At 68.3% G+C, this 17,753-nt stretch carries 20 protein-coding genes; 8 read left to right on the top strand and 12 right to left on the bottom strand.

Annotated features, from left to right (window positions below):
• Positions 1–17: 17 nt before the first annotated feature.
• The 5 genes from rpsA to CGU34_RS01810 all read right to left on the bottom strand — a co-directional run bounded on the left by rpsA (position 18) and on the right by CGU34_RS01810 (position 4,825).
• Positions 18–1,466, bottom strand: a complete 1,449-nt coding sequence (gene rpsA / locus CGU34_RS01830) for a 30S ribosomal protein S1 (RefSeq protein WP_036297343.1) — start codon at positions 1,464–1,466, stop codon at positions 18–20.
• A gap of 190 nt (positions 1,467–1,656) precedes the next feature.
• Positions 1,657–2,334 (bottom strand): GAP family protein, encoded by a 678-nt coding sequence (locus CGU34_RS01825; RefSeq protein WP_100813087.1) that lies wholly within the window; start codon positions 2,332–2,334, stop codon positions 1,657–1,659.
• Between the two features lie 75 nt (positions 2,335–2,409).
• The gene (locus tag CGU34_RS01820) at positions 2,410–3,420 is read right to left on the bottom strand and encodes a hypothetical protein (RefSeq protein ID WP_100813086.1); all 1,011 of its coding nucleotides are present in this window, start codon (positions 3,418–3,420) and stop codon (positions 2,410–2,412) included.
• A gap of 110 nt (positions 3,421–3,530) precedes the next feature.
• Positions 3,531–3,908, bottom strand: a complete 378-nt coding sequence (locus CGU34_RS01815) for a TraR/DksA family transcriptional regulator (protein WP_100813085.1) — start codon at positions 3,906–3,908, stop codon at positions 3,531–3,533.
• 59 nt (positions 3,909–3,967) lie between these two features.
• Positions 3,968–4,825 (bottom strand): SDR family oxidoreductase, encoded by an 858-nt coding sequence (locus CGU34_RS01810; RefSeq protein WP_100813084.1) that lies wholly within the window; start codon positions 4,823–4,825, stop codon positions 3,968–3,970.
• A gap of 99 nt (positions 4,826–4,924) precedes the next feature.
• Here CGU34_RS01810 and CGU34_RS01805 point away from each other — a divergent pair, with 99 nt between their 5' ends.
• Positions 4,925–5,296 (top strand): winged helix-turn-helix transcriptional regulator, encoded by a 372-nt coding sequence (locus CGU34_RS01805; RefSeq protein WP_036299852.1) that lies wholly within the window; start codon positions 4,925–4,927, stop codon positions 5,294–5,296.
• A 6-nt stretch (positions 5,297–5,302) separates the two neighbouring features.
• Here the strand turns inward: CGU34_RS01805 and CGU34_RS01800 are convergent, their stop codons facing one another.
• Positions 5,303–5,944, bottom strand: a complete 642-nt coding sequence (locus CGU34_RS01800; protein WP_036299851.1) for an SDR family oxidoreductase — start codon at positions 5,942–5,944, stop codon at positions 5,303–5,305.
• Between the two features lie 82 nt (positions 5,945–6,026).
• Here CGU34_RS01800 and CGU34_RS01795 point away from each other — a divergent pair, with 82 nt between their 5' ends.
• The gene (locus CGU34_RS01795; RefSeq protein ID WP_036299850.1) at positions 6,027–7,070 is read left to right on the top strand and encodes an FUSC family protein; all 1,044 of its coding nucleotides are present in this window, start codon (positions 6,027–6,029) and stop codon (positions 7,068–7,070) included.
• Here CGU34_RS01795 and CGU34_RS01790 read toward each other — a convergent pair.
• The 3 genes from CGU34_RS01790 to CGU34_RS01780 form a co-directional block, all read right to left on the bottom strand.
• Complete coding sequence (locus CGU34_RS01790; RefSeq protein WP_100813083.1) at positions 7,056–8,195, bottom strand: NAD(P)-binding domain-containing protein; 1,140 nt, start codon at positions 8,193–8,195, stop codon at positions 7,056–7,058. The genes CGU34_RS01795 and CGU34_RS01790 overlap by 15 nt on opposite strands.
• Positions 8,196–8,228: 33 nt before the next feature.
• The gene (locus CGU34_RS01785) at positions 8,229–9,005 is read right to left on the bottom strand and encodes an isocitrate lyase/PEP mutase family protein (protein WP_100813082.1); all 777 of its coding nucleotides are present in this window, start codon (positions 9,003–9,005) and stop codon (positions 8,229–8,231) included.
• A gap of 120 nt (positions 9,006–9,125) precedes the next feature.
• Positions 9,126–9,623, bottom strand: a complete 498-nt coding sequence (locus CGU34_RS01780; RefSeq protein WP_100813081.1) for a DUF427 domain-containing protein — start codon at positions 9,621–9,623, stop codon at positions 9,126–9,128.
• A gap of 51 nt (positions 9,624–9,674) precedes the next feature.
• On the opposite strand from CGU34_RS01780, the gene CGU34_RS01775 reads away from it, so the two are divergent.
• Entirely contained in the window at positions 9,675–10,460 is a 786-nt protein-coding gene (locus tag CGU34_RS01775) for an SDR family NAD(P)-dependent oxidoreductase (RefSeq protein ID WP_036298550.1), read from the top strand.
• A 14-nt stretch (positions 10,461–10,474) separates the two neighbouring features.
• Here the strand turns inward: CGU34_RS01775 and CGU34_RS01770 are convergent, their stop codons facing one another.
• Positions 10,475–11,209, bottom strand: coding sequence for a helix-turn-helix domain-containing protein (locus tag CGU34_RS01770; RefSeq protein WP_100813080.1), 735 nt, complete (start codon positions 11,207–11,209; stop codon positions 10,475–10,477).
• The gene (locus CGU34_RS01765; RefSeq protein WP_100813209.1) at positions 11,202–12,695 is read right to left on the bottom strand and encodes an APC family permease; all 1,494 of its coding nucleotides are present in this window, start codon (positions 12,693–12,695) and stop codon (positions 11,202–11,204) included. The genes CGU34_RS01770 and CGU34_RS01765 overlap by 8 nt, the downstream gene beginning before the upstream one ends.
• Before the next feature lie 221 nt (positions 12,696–12,916).
• Between CGU34_RS01765 and CGU34_RS01760 the strand changes: the two genes are divergently transcribed.
• Together CGU34_RS01760 and CGU34_RS01755 are read left to right on the top strand one after the other, a co-directional pair.
• The gene (locus tag CGU34_RS01760) at positions 12,917–14,392 is read left to right on the top strand and encodes an APC family permease (RefSeq protein WP_100813079.1); all 1,476 of its coding nucleotides are present in this window, start codon (positions 12,917–12,919) and stop codon (positions 14,390–14,392) included.
• A gap of 63 nt (positions 14,393–14,455) precedes the next feature.
• A complete protein-coding gene (locus tag CGU34_RS01755; protein WP_100813078.1) occupies positions 14,456–16,543 on the top strand; it encodes a primary-amine oxidase in 2,088 nt (695 codons plus the stop codon).
• Here CGU34_RS01755 and CGU34_RS17635 read toward each other — a convergent pair.
• Positions 16,468–16,878 (bottom strand): hypothetical protein, encoded by a 411-nt coding sequence (locus CGU34_RS17635; RefSeq protein WP_369122017.1) that lies wholly within the window; start codon positions 16,876–16,878, stop codon positions 16,468–16,470. The genes CGU34_RS01755 and CGU34_RS17635 overlap by 76 nt on opposite strands.
• On the opposite strand from CGU34_RS17635, the gene CGU34_RS17630 reads away from it, so the two are divergent.
• From CGU34_RS17630 to CGU34_RS17085, 3 genes are read left to right on the top strand one after another with little or no spacing between them, the layout of a single operon-like run.
• On the top strand, positions 16,877–17,155 hold the full coding sequence (locus CGU34_RS17630; protein ID WP_157811190.1) for a hypothetical protein: 279 nt from the start codon (positions 16,877–16,879) through the stop codon (positions 17,153–17,155). The two genes, CGU34_RS17635 and CGU34_RS17630, sit on opposite strands and share 2 nt — an antisense overlap.
• 49 nt (positions 17,156–17,204) lie before the next feature.
• A complete protein-coding gene (locus CGU34_RS01745) occupies positions 17,205–17,543 on the top strand; it encodes a DUF2834 domain-containing protein (protein WP_100813076.1) in 339 nt (112 codons plus the stop codon).
• 35 nt (positions 17,544–17,578) lie between these two features.
• The gene (locus CGU34_RS17085; protein WP_198517647.1) at positions 17,579–17,749 is read left to right on the top strand and encodes a hypothetical protein; all 171 of its coding nucleotides are present in this window, start codon (positions 17,579–17,581) and stop codon (positions 17,747–17,749) included.
• Positions 17,750–17,753 lie beyond the last annotated feature (4 nt).

Raw genomic sequence — 17,753 nt, 5'->3', positions numbered from 1 at the left:
TGTTGCGAAATCGCGGCTTAGCGGCCGGCGAGCTTCTCGCGAAGAGCCGCGAGCGACTCGTCGTCAGCAAGCGTACCTGCTCCGGCCGACTCGCTCGAGAACGACGACGACGCGGATGCCTCGGGCGCCGCAGCCTCGGCCTCGGCGGCCTTGGCGACGAGAGCCTTGTGGTGCTCCCAGCGAGCCTGGGCAGCGGCGTACTCCTGCTCCCATGCTTCGCGGGCGGCGTCGAAGCCTTCCTTCCACGCCTGCGTCTCGACGTCGAAGCCCTCGGGGTACTTGTACTCGCCGTTCTCGTCGTACTCGGTCGCCATACCGTACAGAGCCGGGTCGAACTCGGTACCGAACGGGTCGATCGAGTCGTTGGCCTGCTTGAGCGAGAGCGAGATGCGGCGACGCTCGAGGTCGATGTCGATGACCTTGACGAATACCTCTTCGCCGACCGAGACAACCTGCTCGGCGAGCTCGACGTGCTTGCCCGACAGCTCAGAGATGTGCACGAGGCCCTCGATGCCGTCCGCGACGCGAACGAACGCACCGAACGGAACGAGCTTGGTGACCTTACCCGGCGCGACCTGACCGATCGCGTGGGTGCGGGCGAATACCTGCCACGGGTCTTCCTGCGTCGCCTTGAGCGACAGAGAGACGCGCTCACGGTCGAGATCGACCTCGAGGATCTCTACGGTGACCTCCTGGCCGACCTCGACAACCTCGCTGGCGTGCTCGATGTGCTTCCACGACAGCTCCGAGACGTGCACGAGGCCGTCCACGCCACCGAGGTCGACGAACGCACCGAAGTTGACGATCGACGAGACGACGCCCTTGCGGACCTGACCCTTGTGCAGCGCGTTGAGGAAGTTCGTGCGCGACTCCGATTGCGTCTGCTCGAGCAGCGCGCGGCGGCTCAGAACGACGTTGTTGCGGTTCTTGTCGAGCTCGAGGATCTTCGCTTCGATCTCCTGGCCGAGGAACGGCGTGAGGTCACGGACGCGACGCAGGTCGATGAGCGAGGCGGGCAGGAAGCCGCGGAGTCCGATGTCGACGATCAGACCGCCCTTGACGACCTCGATCACCTGACCGGTGACGACACCGTCGTTCTCCTTGATCTTCTCAACGTCGCCCCAGGCACGCTCGTACTGAGCGCGCTTCTTGGACAGGATGAGGCGTCCCTCTTTGTCCTCTTTCTGGAGAACAAGAGCCTCGACAGCGTCGCCGAGCTTGACGACCTCATTGGGGTCGACGTCGTGCTTGATGGAAAGTTCGCGCGAGGGGATGACACCCTCGGTCTTGTACCCGACGTCGAGGAGGACCTCGTCGCGGTCGATCTTCACGACGGTGCCTTCGATGAGGTCTCCGTCGTTGAAGAACTTGAGGGTCTTCTCGACCGCGGCCAGGAAGTCTTCAGCAGATCCGATGTCGTTGATCGCGACCTGCTTGGGAGCCGTGGCGGTCGTTGCGGTAGTCATGTAGTGGGTTGTCCTTGTTGGTTGTATGGTCGGGCTCCGACCCTGATCCCAACGCCATATGGACGAACGGATGCCCGGGGCCGGGCGAAGCGGATTTCTTGTTGCCGCGCATGCGCGGCGAGAACGTCACAGAAGTGACAGTCAAGGGTATCAGAACGCCGCCGTCGCCCGCAGTGTGCCCGCTCTTCGTCTAGAGACGTATCCCGGGCCAGCCGAGATTGCCGGTGCCGAGCAGCAGCACGAAGACTCCCACGAGCAGGAGGACCACCGACATCACGGCTCCGGAATCGCGCTCGATCCAATCCTGGAATCGTTCCATCCGGGCGCGCACACCTCCGCGCGCAACGGAGAACAGCACCGTGATGCCCGCGACGGTGGACACGGAGGCGGCCACGAAGACCGCCAACATGATCACCAGGACCCAGAGGGGCGGGTCCTCGTGGCGGACGCGTGTTGCCGCGGCGGCGGTGAGCAGAAGCGCCTCGGGATGGATGGCGAAGCTGGCCCCGAGCGCGACGGTCAGCGTCGGCGTGAGGTTGCGTACACCGCGCACCAGAGGCGACGAGCGCGGCGGCGAGGTGCGACGCCGCACGATCTGGATGATTCCGAGCACCACCATGAGCACACCGGCGACGATCTCGAGCCAGCCGATCAACGTCTCGTCGCCGAACTTCGGCAGGCGCACGGCGTGCAGCACACCCGCGAACAGTCCGACGATCACGAGCAGAGCGGCCGCGTAACCGATCGTGATGAGCCATCCCGGACGTGAAGCACCGGCGGAGAGGACGACGATGATCGTTGTGACGATCGGAATCGTCGTGAAGGCCACGGTCAAACCGAGCGCGATGAGCACCAGCCATTCGGCCACCGTCGCGCTCCTTCCCGGGTCTCAGGGTCACGTCGAGAGACAGGCCCTCGGCAAGTGTGCCAGGACGACGGCGGATCAGGCGCGCTCGACGTCCACCCAGGCCATCATGTCCTGACGCACGCGCCTCGGATCGACACCTGCACGGGGGGCCAACTCGGCGATGTACTCGGCGACGAGCGCCGTGGCTGCAGCTCGCGTGATGCGCGCCGTTCCGGCGTATCGAGTCCGCAGCACCGAAACGACCCAGGCGACGTGCTCGGGCCGGATCGTCACGCCGCGTCCCAATGCGCCCGCCACAGCGGCTCGTGCTCGTTCGTCGAGGCTACGGCGTGTGAATCCCGCAAGCACCTGTGGATCGAGGCGCCCCGTCGCCAAGAGCGCCGTGATCGTGTCGCTCAGTTCAGACCAGGTCACGAGCGGGAGGGCGGGATCGACCGCGCGCAGTGCTCGAATGGATGCGGGGGCACGTGCGTCTTCGACGCGCTCCGCGTGTCGGGGATGGTTCACGGCACGGAGTCGAACGGGGCGAATCAGGTCGTCGCCGACTTCCTCATCCACCGCTTCCTCATCCACCGCTTCCTCATCCACGGTGTCGATCACGTCTTCGTCGTGAGGAGCATCCGCCTCGTCCTCTTGAGCAGCGGCAGCAGACTCGTCCGGCGCGGGCGACTCGTCCTCCGACGCAGCATCGTCCGCCACGTACTCGGCGAGCACGCGTGCGGCGAAGAGAGCGAGGGGGACGGTGGCGAGTTCGCGAACGATCGATGCCTCGTCATCGGCCCCGACGGTCTGCAGCAGGCGCGCGGCTGTGTCCAGGGCGCGGTACGTCTCTGCCGCATCGAACGGACGGATGCGCGCCCAGGCATCCCACACCGCCTGCAGCTCGCGTGCGTAGCCGGCGAGGGCGTTCGCCGTCGCTTCTTCACCGGAGAAAGCCGGCGCTCCAGCGAGCACGCCGAGCATGCTCACCAGGTCACGATCGACGATAGGTCCGGCGTCGATGCCGCGCGCGCTGGCGTGATCGGCGAGCATGCGATCGAGGTAAGGCCCCACGCCCACCACGACGAGCTCGAGGGCATCGCCCACCAACGCTCTGTTCTCAGTCCCCACTGCGGTCCCTGCCTTCGGCGGCCCCGGTCTCCGCCCCGCGGCGAAAGTCTCCGACGAGGTGGCTTTGGGTGTGAGTGTAGCGAGGCTCAGCGCGACGCGCCGAGACATGGCACGCACATCTTTGCCGCCGGCACTCGCCGCAGACGTCCCTCGACGATCTGCTCGCCGCAGCGTGCGCACCGACCGTAGGTTCCCGCTTCGAGTCGTTCTCGCGCGTGCTCCAGCTCGATGAGCTCGGCCAGGTACTCACCGCGCAGTCCCTCGGCCCGCGACCACTCCGTGATCAGCGTCGACCCTTCCGGGTCGTGCTCGTCGTCCGTCCACTCTGCGCGTGCACCACGGATGCCGATCAGTTGCGAGTCGACGAGGTTCAGCCGCGCGGTGATCTCGTCGCGTCGAGCGCTGATGAAGGCGGCGTAGTCGGGTCGCTCACCCTCGGCCGGTGCCGCGGCCCCCGTTGTCATCCCTCCACGATAGGTCGGTGGACGACGACGAGGGCCGCCGGTCGCAGCTGGGCGACGTATCAGCCGCGGAGCGCGCGGAGCCCGTCGATGAGCGGCGTGGTCGGGCGACCGATCAGCCGCGCCAGCGTTCCGTCCGTGCCCGAGAGCACGCCACCGGCGATCGCCTGGTCGAGCCCGACGACGAAGCCCACCGTTCCCGAGTCCGCGCCTGCGGCCTCGAGCCCCGCTGCAAGCTGCTCGCTCGTCAGGCGCTGGTACGTGACCTCGCGACCGAGAACGACCGATGCCGCCGCGGCCAGGTCGTCGAAGGTCCATGCGACATCGCCGGCGAACTCGTAGACGTTTCCGACATGTCCCTCTTCGACGAGCGCCACGGCGGCGCCCGCCGCGTAGTCGACCCGACTCGCGCTCGCGATGCGCGCATCCCCCACGGAGGACGCGATCACCCCGGACTCGGCCGCACGCTCCAGGTCGCCCGCGTAGTTCTCGGTGTACCAGTTGTTGCGGACGATCACGGCGGGGAGCCCCGACGCCGTGATGGCCTCTTCCGTGGCGCGGTGGTCGGCTCCCAGCGCCCAGTCGAACGTCGTGGCCTGCGGGGCGCTCGTGTAGACGATTCGCTCCACCCCTGCCGCGGTCGCCGCTTCGATGACGTTGAGGTGACCCGCAACTCTCGCGCCAGGAGCGGAACCCGAGATGAGCAGGATCCGATCGATCCCCTCGAGGGCCGCCGCGACGGTGCCGGGCCGGTCGTAATCGAGTTCGACCGTACGGACGCCTCGCGCCGCAAGATCCTGGATCCGCTCCGGATTACGGGCTCCCGCGACGATCTCCGCGGAGTCCACTCCGCGAGTGAGCAAGGACTCGACGGCGAGTCGGCCGAGATGTCCGCTGGCGGCGGTGACGAGATAGGTCATGTGATTCCCTTTCATGCGACGGATGTCTCCTGTGCCAACATCTCCCATCGCAGCGCGCATTCCATTCATGGGGTACCCACCTTTCGGTAAGGTACCTACATGAGCGTAAGTCTTGCGGACATCCGCACTTCAAGCGGCGACGCCGTATTCACGGACGGGTGCCCCACGCGCACCGTGCTTGACCATGTGATGAGCAAATGGGGCGTCCTCGTGCTGCTCGCACTGAGCGAGGGGACCCGGCGGTGGGGAGTCCTGCGGCGCGAGGTCGAGGGGATCAGCGAGAAGATGCTCGCCTCGACCCTGCGCACGCTGGAGGCCGACGGACTCGTGAACCGGCAGTCCTACCCCGAGGTCCCACCGCGCGTCGAGTACGCGCTCACGGATCTCGGCCGAGACATGATGGAGCGCATGCTGCCGCTCATGGACTGGATCGCCGTCCACGCGCCCGCGATGCTGTCGCGAGCCGAGTGAGTCGGATCAGCCCTTGACGGCGTCGGCGATCGGGGTAGAACCCGCGTTGAACTCGATCGTCTGACCGACCGTTGACGGGTCCGCGAGGACGGCGGCGATGACCGCCGCGACGTCCGCTCGCGCGACCGTCCGCGACTCGCCGCCGACGTCGATGCGTCCCGTCGGCGGGTCGAGCGTCAAACCGCTCGGGCCGAGGATGGTCCAATCCAGCCCCGTCTGCTGCAGATGTTCGTCGGCGGCGGCCTTCGCCTCGGCGTAGGCGAAGAACGAGTTGTCCGCGGGTACCCCGTGATCGGGCCCGGCACCGAAGTACGACACCATGACGTAGCGCTTCGCCCCGGCTGCGTCCGCCGCATCCATCGAACGGATGGCGGCGTCGCGATCGATCGCGTACGTCCGCTCGGGGTCTCCCCCGCCGGCGCCCGCCGCCCAGACGATACCGTCGTGGCCGGCGAACAGCGCGGCGAGTTCTGCGCGGTCGAGGCTCTCGACATCGGCGACGACGGCGGTCGCGCCATCCCCCTCGACATCGGCTGTGTGCTCAGCGTTGCGGATGACGGCCGAAACCCCATCTCCGCGTGCGGCCAACAGCGGGGTGAGCAGGCGGGCCACCTTGCCGTGACCGCCGATGATCAGAATCCGGGACATGCGAGCCTCCTCGATCGTTCGGAACGATCCAGCCTATGCGCGCCCCGCACCCAGGGGGCCGGTACCGGCATACCGTGGGGGGATGCGCGTGTCATCCGCCATCCGTGCCCCGCACCGAGCACCCGTTCTGCAGGTCGCCAAGTCAGCTGTTGCAACGGTCTCGGCGTGGCTGATCGCGGACTGGATCGTTCAGGGTCCGCCCCCCGTCTTCGCCGCGATCGCCGCCCTGCTGGTGGTGCAGCCGAGCCTGAACCAGTCGTTCAGCAAGGCCATCGAGCGGAGCGTCGGGGTGATCGTCGGCGTCGTCATCGCGTCGGCGCTCGGGATCGCCTTCGGCGAGTACACCTGGGTCATCCTCGTTTCGATCGTCGTCGCGCTGATCGTCGCCTGGCTGGCCCGCGCGACCTCGGGAACCGCAAACCAGGTGGCGATCAGCGCGCTCCTCGTCCTCTCTCTCGGCGCCGCGACTCCGGGATACGCGCTGGACCGCGTGCTCGAGACGATCATCGGTGCCGCGATCGGAATCATCGTCAACGTCATCCTGGTCCCGCCCGTCGCGGTCGCTCCCGCCCATCGCGCCGTGGATGCGCTTGGCGAAGAAGTGGCCGCATCCCTCGAGCGTCTGGCATCGGCCCTTGAACATCCGCGTTCACGAGCGGATCTCGAAGAGCTCCTGCTGACCGCCCGGCTGATGCGGCCGATGCGCGACGCGGCCGAGAACGCGATCGCGGCGGGGCGCGAATCCCTGACCCTGAACCCCCGGGCGCGCCGTCACCGCGAAGAGCTGGCGAGCCTCGGTTCGGTGCTCGATCGCCTCGGACCCATGGTCACTCAGGTCATCGGGATGACCCGCGCCTTCTATGACCACTATGACCCGACGATCGCCGACGAGCCCACCGTCCGGGCGATAGCCGACCAGTTGCGGCGGGCCGCACATGACGTCCGCCTCGACCTCAGGGGTGTTGACACCGCCCCGACGGAAACGATCGATACGGGCGACGCCACGGGCCCGGCGCTCACCGCTCCTTTGGCGATCCCCACCCCGTCGCCGGATCACTGGATACTGATCGGTTCGCTGCTCGAGGATCTGCAGCGCATACACGCGACGCTCTCACGCGCCGTGTAGCGCCCCGGCGGAATCTTCGAGGTGGGCATCCATCTCGGAGACGATCTTTGCGACGGCGACGCGACCGGCACGGTTGGCGCCGATCGTCGAGGCCGAGGGGCCGTACCCGATCATGAACAGGCGCGGTTCGTCGGTCGCGCGACTGTCGGCAACGCGGATGCCGCCGCCCGGAACGCGGATCCGCAGCGGTGCGAGGTGGTCGAGAGCGGCACGAAAGCCGGTCGCCCACAGGATCGCGTCGGCCGCGACGAACGACCCGTCCGGCATGCGCACCCCGTGCTCTTCCATCGACACGAACATCGGATGCCGCACCAGCACACCGCGCGCCTCGGCCGCCCGCGCCCAGGGTGTCCAATGCATCCCGGTCACAGAGATCACACTCCCCGGCGCGAGCCCCTGGCGCACGCGTTCGTCGACACCGGCGATCGCCGCGACGCGCGCGGGGATGTCGAAGTCGTCGTCGATCCATTCCGGCTCGCGGCGCGTGACCCAGAACGTGTCGGCGACGTGTGAGAGCTCGTCGAGCAGTTGGATCGCAGACACCCCTGCCCCGACGATCACGACCCGTTGACCTGCGAACTCATCAGCCGACACGTAGTCGGCAACGTGGAGCTGGCGTCCGCGGAAGCGCTCCTGGCCGGGGTAGTGCGGCCAGAACGGTTTGGTCCATGTGCCCGTGGCGTTGATCACGTAGCGCGCAGAATAGGTCGCCCGTTCCGTCCGCACCCGCAACCGCCCGTGCGGATCGTCGTCTTCGCGCTCGATCGCCCGAACGGGCTCGGGGCGATGCACGCGCAGGTCGAAGCGCCGCTCGTACTCGGCGAAATAGTCGGGCAGGATGTGTCGGCTCGCGGCCGTCGGATCCGCGGGCGGCACGGCAAACCCGGGCAACTCGTGGATCCCGTTGACCGTCCCCATTCGGAGCGACTGCCAGCGATGCTGCCAAGCACCCCCGGGTCCGTCGTTCGCATCGAGGACGACGAACGTACGCGCGTCCGGTGACGCATCCGACGCGGAGGTGTCGAGCGGGACGAATCCGCGGCGCCTCAGGTGGTAAGCAGCCGACAAACCGGCCTGACCCGCACCGATCACGACGACGTCGACGGCCAGCGCTTCCACGCCCATGCGAACCTCGGCCGGCCGCGCGCTATTCCAGCGTCAGTTGAGGGCGCGCGTCGACGACGGGATGAGCCCGTCGGCGTAGAGGTCGATCGCAACGTCCTGCAGGGCCGTCAGGGCGACCCGCTGCGTCATCGGACCGTACGAGATTCGCGCCACCCCGAGCGCCTCGTACTCGGCGGCCGAGAGTGAGCCCGGCAGCCCGATCACGCTCAGCTTGCCCGTGCCGAGGCCTGCCACGAGCTCGCGGGTCGTCTCGGCATCGAGGATTCCGGGTACGAAGACGAGGCTCGCGCCCGCGTCCAGGTAGGCCCGCCCACGCTCGATCGCGTCGGCGATCGATGCTTCACGGGGACGATCTCCCGCGCGGACGAAGGCGTCGGTGCGCGCGTTCAGGACGAAGGGAACACCCTCGGACTCGCCCGCGGCGATGATGGCGCGCACGTTCGCGACGGACTCGTCGAGCGGACGCAGCCGGTCTTCGACGTTCGCGCCGACGACACCCACGCCGATGGCGCGTCGCGTGGTTTCGCCCGCGTTGCCGTAGCCCGCGTCAAGGTCAGAACTGACGGGCAGATCCGTCGCGGCGACGATGCGCCCCACCATGTCGAGCATGACGTCCAGGGGGATGTTCTCGCCGTCCTCGTAACCGAAGGTCGCCGCGATCGAGTGCCCCGCAGTGGCGAGGGCCTTCGTCTCGGGCAACGCCGCGACCGCCCGCGCCGATACGACATCCCACACGTTCACGACCCGGAGGATCTCCGGTGCGGTGTGCAACTGCTCGAGGGACTGGGCCTTTTCTACCTGGTTACTCATGCTTCCACGCTAACGCGGGCCCGCGGGTGACGGGCCGAGCACCCCGCGGTCGCTGAGCCTCACGCGCGGTGGCTGAGCCTCACGCGCGGTCGCTGAGCCTGTCGAAGCGACCAGCCGGGCCTACCACCCGTTCGAGCCCGGCACACCCTTGAAAGGACCGGCTATGGCCGCCGTGATCCATCCGCCGTAGAAGCCTCCCGGTTGCGGGACGACGCGCTCGCCCGCAACGGTGCAGGCATCCATCTCACCCGCATACAGTGCGACGCGGTCGGACAGAACCTCGAACCCGGCCGAGGGATTCGGGTAGTTCCAGGCCGCACGGGGCACGACGCGTTCGCCGCCACACACATCCAGGTATCGCGCCGCTCCCTTCCATTCACAGAACGACGATCCCGCGGCCGGTACGAGGGCCCCCTCGGTGAAGTCCACGATCGGCACGTAATAGACGGGCGGATGACTCGTCTCGAGCACGCGCACGACATCGCTGGTGTCGAGAATCCGGACACCGCCGAGGACGATCGTCACCGCCGCGTCGACCCGCTCGACTCGGGGTGGGCGCGGGTAGTCCCACACCGATTCCTGTCCGGGGGCAACGGGGTCGGGTGTGGGACGGCGCATCCGTCAACGCTAACGGCCCCCGCACATGCGAGGGCGCTTAGTGTGGCGACCATGCCTGTCGACTTCACCGCCACGACCGTCCTGATCACGGGCGCGAGCTCGGGCATCGGTGCCGCGTTCGCCGACGCTCTCGCCGCGCGCGGTGCGAACCTCGTCCTCGTGGCCCGCCGCGAGGACCGCTTGAACGAACTTGCGGCCGAGCTCGGCGCGCGGCATGGGATCACGGCGACGCCGATCGCGATGAACCTTGCTCGTGACGAAGCGGCCGCCGAGTTGCACGACGAACTGGAACGCCGCGGCATCCTGGTCGACAGTCTGATCAACAACGCCGGTTTCGGGATGCGCGGTGACTTCGTGGACGCCGATCACTCGCGGGTCGCCGAGATGATCCAGCTGAACGTCTCGACCCTCGTCGCCCTCACACACGCCTTCCTCCCGCGGCTCGTCGCCGCCGGGCGCGGCGTGCTCGTCAATATCTCGAGCGTCGTCGCCTATCAGCCGACCCCGCATATGGCGGCGTATGGGGCCTCGAAGGCTTTCGTGCTGAGCTTCACCGAGGCGATCGCGTACGAGACCCGCGCCTCGGGCCTGCGCGTCCTCGCCGTGAGCCCGGGCGCCACGGCAACCGAGTTCTTCGAGATTGCGGACGCTGAAGACATGGCGAAGGGCCGCGTGCAATCCCCCGCGCAGGTCGTCACGACCGCGCTGCGCGCACTCGATCGTCGCCGCACGCCGCCGAGCATCGTCTCGGGCGGCACGAACGCGGTCGCCGCGACGCTTGCGGGCGTGTTGCCTCGTGGTCTCGTCCTCGACGCCAGCGGACGCCTGCTCGCCTGAGCTCAACAAGCGGGTCAGGTCAGCAGCGGCGCCAGGCGCTCCGCGGTCGGCGCGAGCAAACGGATGACCCCGGATGGCTCCTCCACTCGATGGGCGGGGCCCGAGAAGCCCAACGCGCCGGCGAGCGCCCCAGCGGCATCGCGGATGGGCAGCGCGAGACATCCGAATCCCGGCACCAGCTCGCCGATCTGGCGCGTGACTCCGAACCTGCGGATGTCAGCTGCCGCGGCAACAAGGTCCGCCGATTCTGCGCGCGCCGCCGCGACCCCACCCTCGGCCAGCAGCAGACGTCCGAGCGCGAACCGGCCGGGATCGCGAGCGAGTCGCACGGGATCTCTGAACGGGAAGTCCGGGTCCGGATCGACCAGACTCACCCGCCCCTCGGGGTACAGCACGACGTGCACTCCCCCGCGAACGTGGTCGCGGGCGGCGGTGAGCAGATCCCGCGCCGCCGACGGCAGCCGCACGGGCGCCGCCACAGAAGCGAGATGAACGACCTTGGCGCCGAGCGCGAAGCCGGAGAGATCGGGGGTGCGCACGAGAAAGCCGTCCTGAACGAGCAGATTCACGAGGCGGTACGTCGTTGCTTTGGGCAGTCCCAGCGCGTCCGAGATCTCGCGGGCCGTCGCCCCCGCACCGAGCTCGGCGACCGCCTCGAGCAACGTCAACGCACTGTGGATCGCGCGGGGTTGGCGGGCCGACAGATCGTCCGTCGGGTGGGGGTCCGAGCGAATGCGCGATTCAGGCATCCGTCGGTCTCCGCGCGACCCCGCCCAGTACTTCCGAGGCGACCGGTTCGTCGTAGGCGCCGATTCCGGCGAGGGATGCCTCGCCCCGACGTCTGCGCCAGGCCACGACGAGAGTCGCGACTGCCGCCACCATAAGCGCCAGCGGTGCGCCGGGGTTTCCGCGTACACCCTCGAAGACCAGATACGCGACGAGCCCCGCCGCGAGGAGGAGGGCCGAGGCGAAAGCGGCCAATCCGGCCCGGAAGGTCAGCTCTCCGATTCTGCGCAAGAAGACGGGGGCCGCGACGCACACGAGGACGTAGGCGCCGATGTAGCCCGCCGCAGAGACGGCGATGACCGCTTCCATCGCGTCCCAGAGCCCGACGCCCGCGAGCACGGCCGCTATCGGAGCGATCGCGACAACCGGCACCGCGACGGCGATCGCTCCGATCGGCGTACGAAAACGCCGGTGCACGCCGCCGAGAGCACGCGGTGCGATCCCGTCTCGCCCGAGCGCGAACAATACGCGGGTCAGCGCGGTCGTCGAGGCGATCGCGCACGCGAGGAAGGATGCGGCGATGCCCAGGTCGATCAGCACACCCAGCTGCGCGACCCCGTAGGCGCTGGCGAGGGCGTTGACCGGCGAATCACTGCCCGCCAATTCCCGGCCGAGAGCATGGAACCCGGCGACCTGCGTGTACGCGGCCAGCAGGTACAACCCTCCCGCCAGCAGCACCGTCGTCACGATCGCCCGCGGGATGTTGCGCAGCGGCGCGCGCGCCTCGACGCCGAGTGTCGCAGCGCTCTCGAAGCCGACGAAGGCGGTCAACGCGAGCACCGCGCCCGCGGCGAAGCCCGCGATCGAAAAGCCCTCGGTCGGAACCAGGGCCGAGACATCCAGGGGTCCGATCTGCACCAGGAGCACGACGAGGAGCACCAGGATGATGACGACCGAAACGAGTTCGACGACGAGGGCGACCCGCGACGAGACGCGGATGCCCCGCACGAGAACGAGAGCCAGCACCGTGGCCTCCGCCGCGAGCACGGCCGCGACGTCCCACATTCCACCGAAACCCGGCCACAGCCCCCGGAGCAGCATCGTCAGGTAGTGCGCGCCGCCCAGCAGGGCAAAAACGGAGATGAACGCGTAGCCGATGACAATGGCGGCGCCCGCGGCGAGCGCCGCCCCCGAGCCGAGCCCTTTCGAGACGAAGGTGTACAGCGACCCGGCCGCGGCCATCCGCTTCGTGAACTGGTTGATCGTCGAGGCGACCATCAGGGCGACAAGACCCGCCGCGAGCATCGCGGGGACGGTGGCGACGCCGGCCACCCCCGCGACCAGCACCACCACCGTCGTCGCGGCCGCGGACGGTGCAACGGCGGCAACCGACTGCGCCAACACATCGGCGAACGAGACACTTCGCCGGTCGAGGCCGTCGAGAGGAGACCGCGCACCGAAGTCGCGGACGGGAGCGGGACGCGCAATCGCCCGATCGAGTGCCGTCACGTCATCTCCTTCCCGCTGCGGCTCACGGTACGCACGGCCGGTTGCCACAGCGCGTCCCGCGTGTTTCGACCGTGTGTCACCGAATGAGACGCCGCCGGGCGGGCGTCCCACACCGCAACGGAGAGGTTTCACACGGTCGAGACGGCCAGGCAATCGGCCGCCGCCAAGCTCGGGTCAATCCGCGCACCTCACGACAGATCCCCCCACAGATCGGACACCCCATGACCAAACTCGAGTCCCCCGGAGTCGAGGCATCCGCCAAGCGCACCCTGAAGGGTTCGCTCGGCGTGACCGCCATCGTCTTCATGGTCGTCGCAGCGGCCTCTCCGTTGACCGTCATCGGCGGCGCGGCTCCGCTCGGCATCCTGATCGGCAACGGAGTCGGATTCCCGGCCCTCTACGCGATCAGTGCCGTCGTACTCGTGCTGTTCTCGGTCGGCCTCGCAGCGATGACGCGGCACGTGCCCAAGCCCGGTGCCTTCTTCACGTACGTCGGGTACGGCCTCGGTCGCTCCACGGGCCTGGCGAGCGCCTGGATCGCGATGCTGACGTACACGACCATCCAGGTGTCGGTGTACGGATACATCGGGTACATCCTCTCCGTCACGATCCAGTCCCTCGGCGGGCCGCTGCTGCCCTGGTGGCTGTTCTCGCTCGGTGTCATCGCGCTCGTCGGAATCCTCGGGTACCGTCACATCGACCTCTCGAGCAAGGTTCTCGGCGTCCTGCTCATCGCCGAGGTCGGCATCGTGCTGATCCTGGTCGCGGCCGTCATGTTCACCGGTGGTGAAGACGGCCTGAGCCTCGCGCCCTTCGAGCCCGCCAACGTCGTCAGCGGCTCGCCCGGAGTCGGCCTGATGTTCGCGATCGCCGCCTTCATCGGCTTCGAGGCCACGGCGATCTTCCGCGACGAAGCGAAAGACCCGAACAAGACGATCCCCCGGGCCACCTACGCGGCTGTCATCGGTATCGGCGTCTTCTACACACTCGCGTCGTGGGCACTCATCATGGCGTGGGGACCGGATGGCGTCGTCGACGTCGTCGCCGAAGACCCGGGCACCTTCATCATCACCACGATGGCGCGCTACCTCGGCGTCGCGGGCGAGATCGGCGTGAACATCCTGCTGATCACGGCGATGTTCGCCTGCGTCCTGTCCTTCCACAACGTCGTCACGCGCTACCAGCACTCCATGGCGAACGCCGGCGTGCTGCCCGACCGCCTCGGCTCGGTGCACGCCAAGCACCTCTCGCCCCACGTGTCCTCGCTCGTGCAGACTGTCACCGCGGTCGTGCTGATCGCGGTCTTCGCGGCGCTGAACCTCGACCCGGTCCTGCAGGTATTCACCTGGTTCGCCGGCGTCGCCACCCTCGCGATCGCGATCCTGATGGCGCTCACCTCGGTCGCGGTGATCGCGTACTTCGCGAAGACCCGCAAGGACCGTCGCCCGTGGAACACGATCATCGCCCCCGCGCTCGGGCTGCTGGGGCTCATCGCCTCAGCCATCTTGATCGCCGCGTACTTCCCGATCATGGTCGGCGACGTGGATGCCGAGGGCACCCCGGTATTCGGGGCCGTGAGCTGGTTCCTGCTCGCCCTGATCGTGATCTTCCCGGTCCTCGGCTACGTGCAGGCGTGGTGGATCAAGAAGAGCCGCCCGGCCGCCTACGCCAAGCTGACCGACTCGATCGCCGGCTGACCCCCGACCACAACCCCGGTCGTTGAGCTTGTCGAAGCGACCCGCCCCACCCAGGAGACACTCATGAGCATCACCGACATCCAGACATCCGCCGCCTACGTCGCACCCGAGGCCCCCGCCCACCCGCTGTCGTCGCTCTCTGTCGTCGAGATCGAGGCCGTCCGCACGGTCGTGCTGGGATGGCCGGACTTCACGACCACGATGCGCTTCGCCTACGTCGGGCTCGAAGAGCCCACCAAGGGCGAGGTGCTGGGCTGGGACGCCGGCGACGCGCCGCTGCCCGACCGTCGCGCGCGGGTACAGCTGCTCGACATGGCGACGGGACGCTCGACCGACTCGATCGTGTCGATCACGACGGGCGAGACGCTCTCGAGCACGGTCCTGGACGGCTCGAAGGGACAGCTGCCGATCCTCGACGCCGAATTCGAGGACGTCGGACTGATCCTCGCCGAGGACGAGGGATGGCTCGCCGCCCTCGCCGCGCGCGGGCTCTCGATCGACCAGGTCGTCGCCGTCCCGCTCTCGGCCGGCCACTACGGGTACGTCGCGGAAGAGGGACGCCGCATCGTCCGGTCTTTCGTCTTCCGTATGGACCACCCGTCCGACCACCCCTGGGCGCACCCGGTCGACGGTCTCACCGCCTACATCGACACGGCCGACCGCCGCGTGATCGAGATCATCGACACCCCCGGCCTCGCGGTGCCCGAGACGCACGGCAACTTCGACGACCCCGAGCTGCAGGGGCCGCCGCTCGAGGGTCTGAAACCGATCGTCATCACGCAGCCCGAGGGGCCGAGCTTCTCGGTCGACGGCGAACACGTCTCGTGGGGCAACTGGAAGCTGCGGATCGGCTTCGACATGCGCGAGGGCCTGATCCTGCGCGAACTCTCGTTCGCCGACAAGGGCGTGGACCGTCCGGTCATGTACCGCGGATCGATCAACGAGATGCTCGTGCCGTACGCCGACCCGCACCCGAACCGTTTCTGGCAGAACTACTTCGACACCGGCGAGTACATGTTCGGCCGCTACACGAACTCGCTCGCGCTCGGCTGCGACTGCGTCGGCGAGATCCAGTACTTCGACGCCGTGCTGCCCGACGAGCTCGGGATGCCCCGAACGATCGACAACGGCATCTGCATGCACGAGGAGGACTTCGGCACCCTCTGGAAGCACACCGACATCTTCACCGGATCGCACGAGGTACGCCGCTCTCGGCGCCTCGTGATCTCGTTCTTCACGACGGTCGGCAACTACGACTACGGCTTCTACTGGTACCTCTACCTCGACGGCACGATCGAGTGCGAGGCCAAGCTCACCGGCATCCTGTTCACGTCGTCGTTCCCGGGTGATGCAGAGGACGGCACGGCCTACCCGTTCGCGTCGCAGGTCGCTCCGGGGCTCGGTGCCCCCTACCACCAGCACCTGTTCTCGGCGCGCCTCGATATGACGGTCGACGGCCTGTCGAACGTCGTCAACGAGATCGACGCCGTGCGCCTGCCCGTGTCGGAGACCAACCCGGCGGGCAATGCCTTCACCAAGAAGGTCACGCCCATCATGTCCGAGGCCGTTTCGGGCCGCGTCGCCGACGGTGCCGTGAACCGGGTGTGGCAGATCGCGTCCACCGAGAAGACGACCGAACTCGGCCAACCGACGTCGTACGTGCTCTTCCCGACCGAGACGCCGACGCTGATGGCGGATGGCTCGTCCTCGATCGCCCGGCGCGCCGAATTCGCCACGAAGAACCTGTTCGTGACGAAGTACGACCCGGCCGAACGGTACGCGGCCGGCGACTTCGTCAACCAGAACCCCGGCGGCGACGGAGTGACGGCCTACATCGCGGGCGACGAGCCGCTCGTCGGCGAGGACGTCGTGCTGTGGCACACGTTCGGGCTCACGCACTTCCCGCGCAACGAGGACTGGCCCGTCATGCCGATGGACTACGCCAAGTTCACGCTCAAGCCGTACAACTTCTTCGAGCGGAACCCGACTCTGAACGTCCCGGCGCCCGCCATGTCGGATCACTGCTCGGCGGGAACGGGTCACGCGCACGAGTCCCACTCGGCGCACGACGCGGGTCACGCGCACGAGTCTGCCGCCCACGGCGCGCACGACGACCACGCGTCGCACGGCCACTCGTCGCACGGCCACTGAACCCCGCGCGTGGGTGAGATCCTGCACCTCGGCGCACTCGCGCCGGCGGCGATCGGGGCGTGCTGCATCGCCGCCGATCGCCGCCGGGCACGGGCGCCCGAGCTCGCCGCATCCGTCCTCATGCTCGTCGCGATGCTCGACGTCGTGCTGTGGGGCGTCGTAGCGCCAGCCGCGTGGGCGGCGGTCCTGATCGTCGCGGCGATCGGGTTGGCCGCCCTCCGCGGCCGGGCAGCGCGTGTCCGAGCTGGCGCGAGTGTGCCCGTTCCCGCCGCGAGAGTGCCCGTTCCCGCCGCGAGAGTGCCCGTTCCCGCCGCGAGAGTGCCCTCCACGATCATGACGGTGCACGCAACGCTCGGCCTGGTCGTGATGGCCACGCTCGTGCTCGCGATGATTCCGGATGCCTCGGCCCCGGTCGCAGCGGCCGCGCACCACTCGACGGGGGCCCCGTTCGGACTGGTGGCCGCGGCATCCGCTCTGCTTTTCGGTCTCGTTTCGGTGATCGCCGCCGGGACGCCACATGATGGCGAGGCCCGCGCCTCCGTGCTCGAACGCGGCCAGCTCATCGCGATGGGAGCCTCCACGGCGGCGATGGGCGTGGCACTCCTCGCCTGAGCGCGTCTCCCCGCGAGACAAAAGATCCCAGCTGGCGCATGATCGACGCATGACGCGCAACTGGACACCCCTCGCCATCGCCTACCTCGCGCTCGCGATCGCGGGGTTGATCGGCACCTGGATCTTCAATGCGCTCGCGATCATCCAGCTGCGCGACTTCATCGGCGACCTCGTCTCGAGCGGGCCGGCGGTCTCGTCGATCACCGTCGACCTGCTCGTCGTGGCCGTCGCCGGGTCCGTCTTCATCATCATGGAGGCGCGCAGGCTCGGGATGCGTCGCGCCTGGCTGTACATCGTCCTGTCCGGGGTGACCGCGTTCGCGTTTACCTTCCCGCTGTTCCTCGCGATGAGACAGCGGCGTCTGACCGCCCGAGTGCTCGAGGCCTGATCGGCGCAGCGGATGCGAATCGTTAGGCTCGTGTGGTGACCGACAATTCCGCCGACTCTGGCAAATCCGCCGAATCCGGCAAGCCCGCCAAGAAACCCCGCACTCCCCCGACGACGTCCCGGATGATCCTCTGGGTGGTCGGTGGAGCGGTCGGCATCTACTGGCTCGGTTCCGGAATCATCGGCCTGATGTCCGGCGGCAGCTGAGGCC

It is taken from the genome of Microbacterium lacus, assembly GCF_002812805.1.
Classification (GTDB): domain Bacteria; phylum Actinomycetota; class Actinomycetes; order Actinomycetales; family Microbacteriaceae; genus Microbacterium; species Microbacterium lacus_A.
The sequence above is the reverse complement of the archived record's forward strand: the minus strand, read 5'-3'. Positions and strand labels throughout refer to the sequence as shown.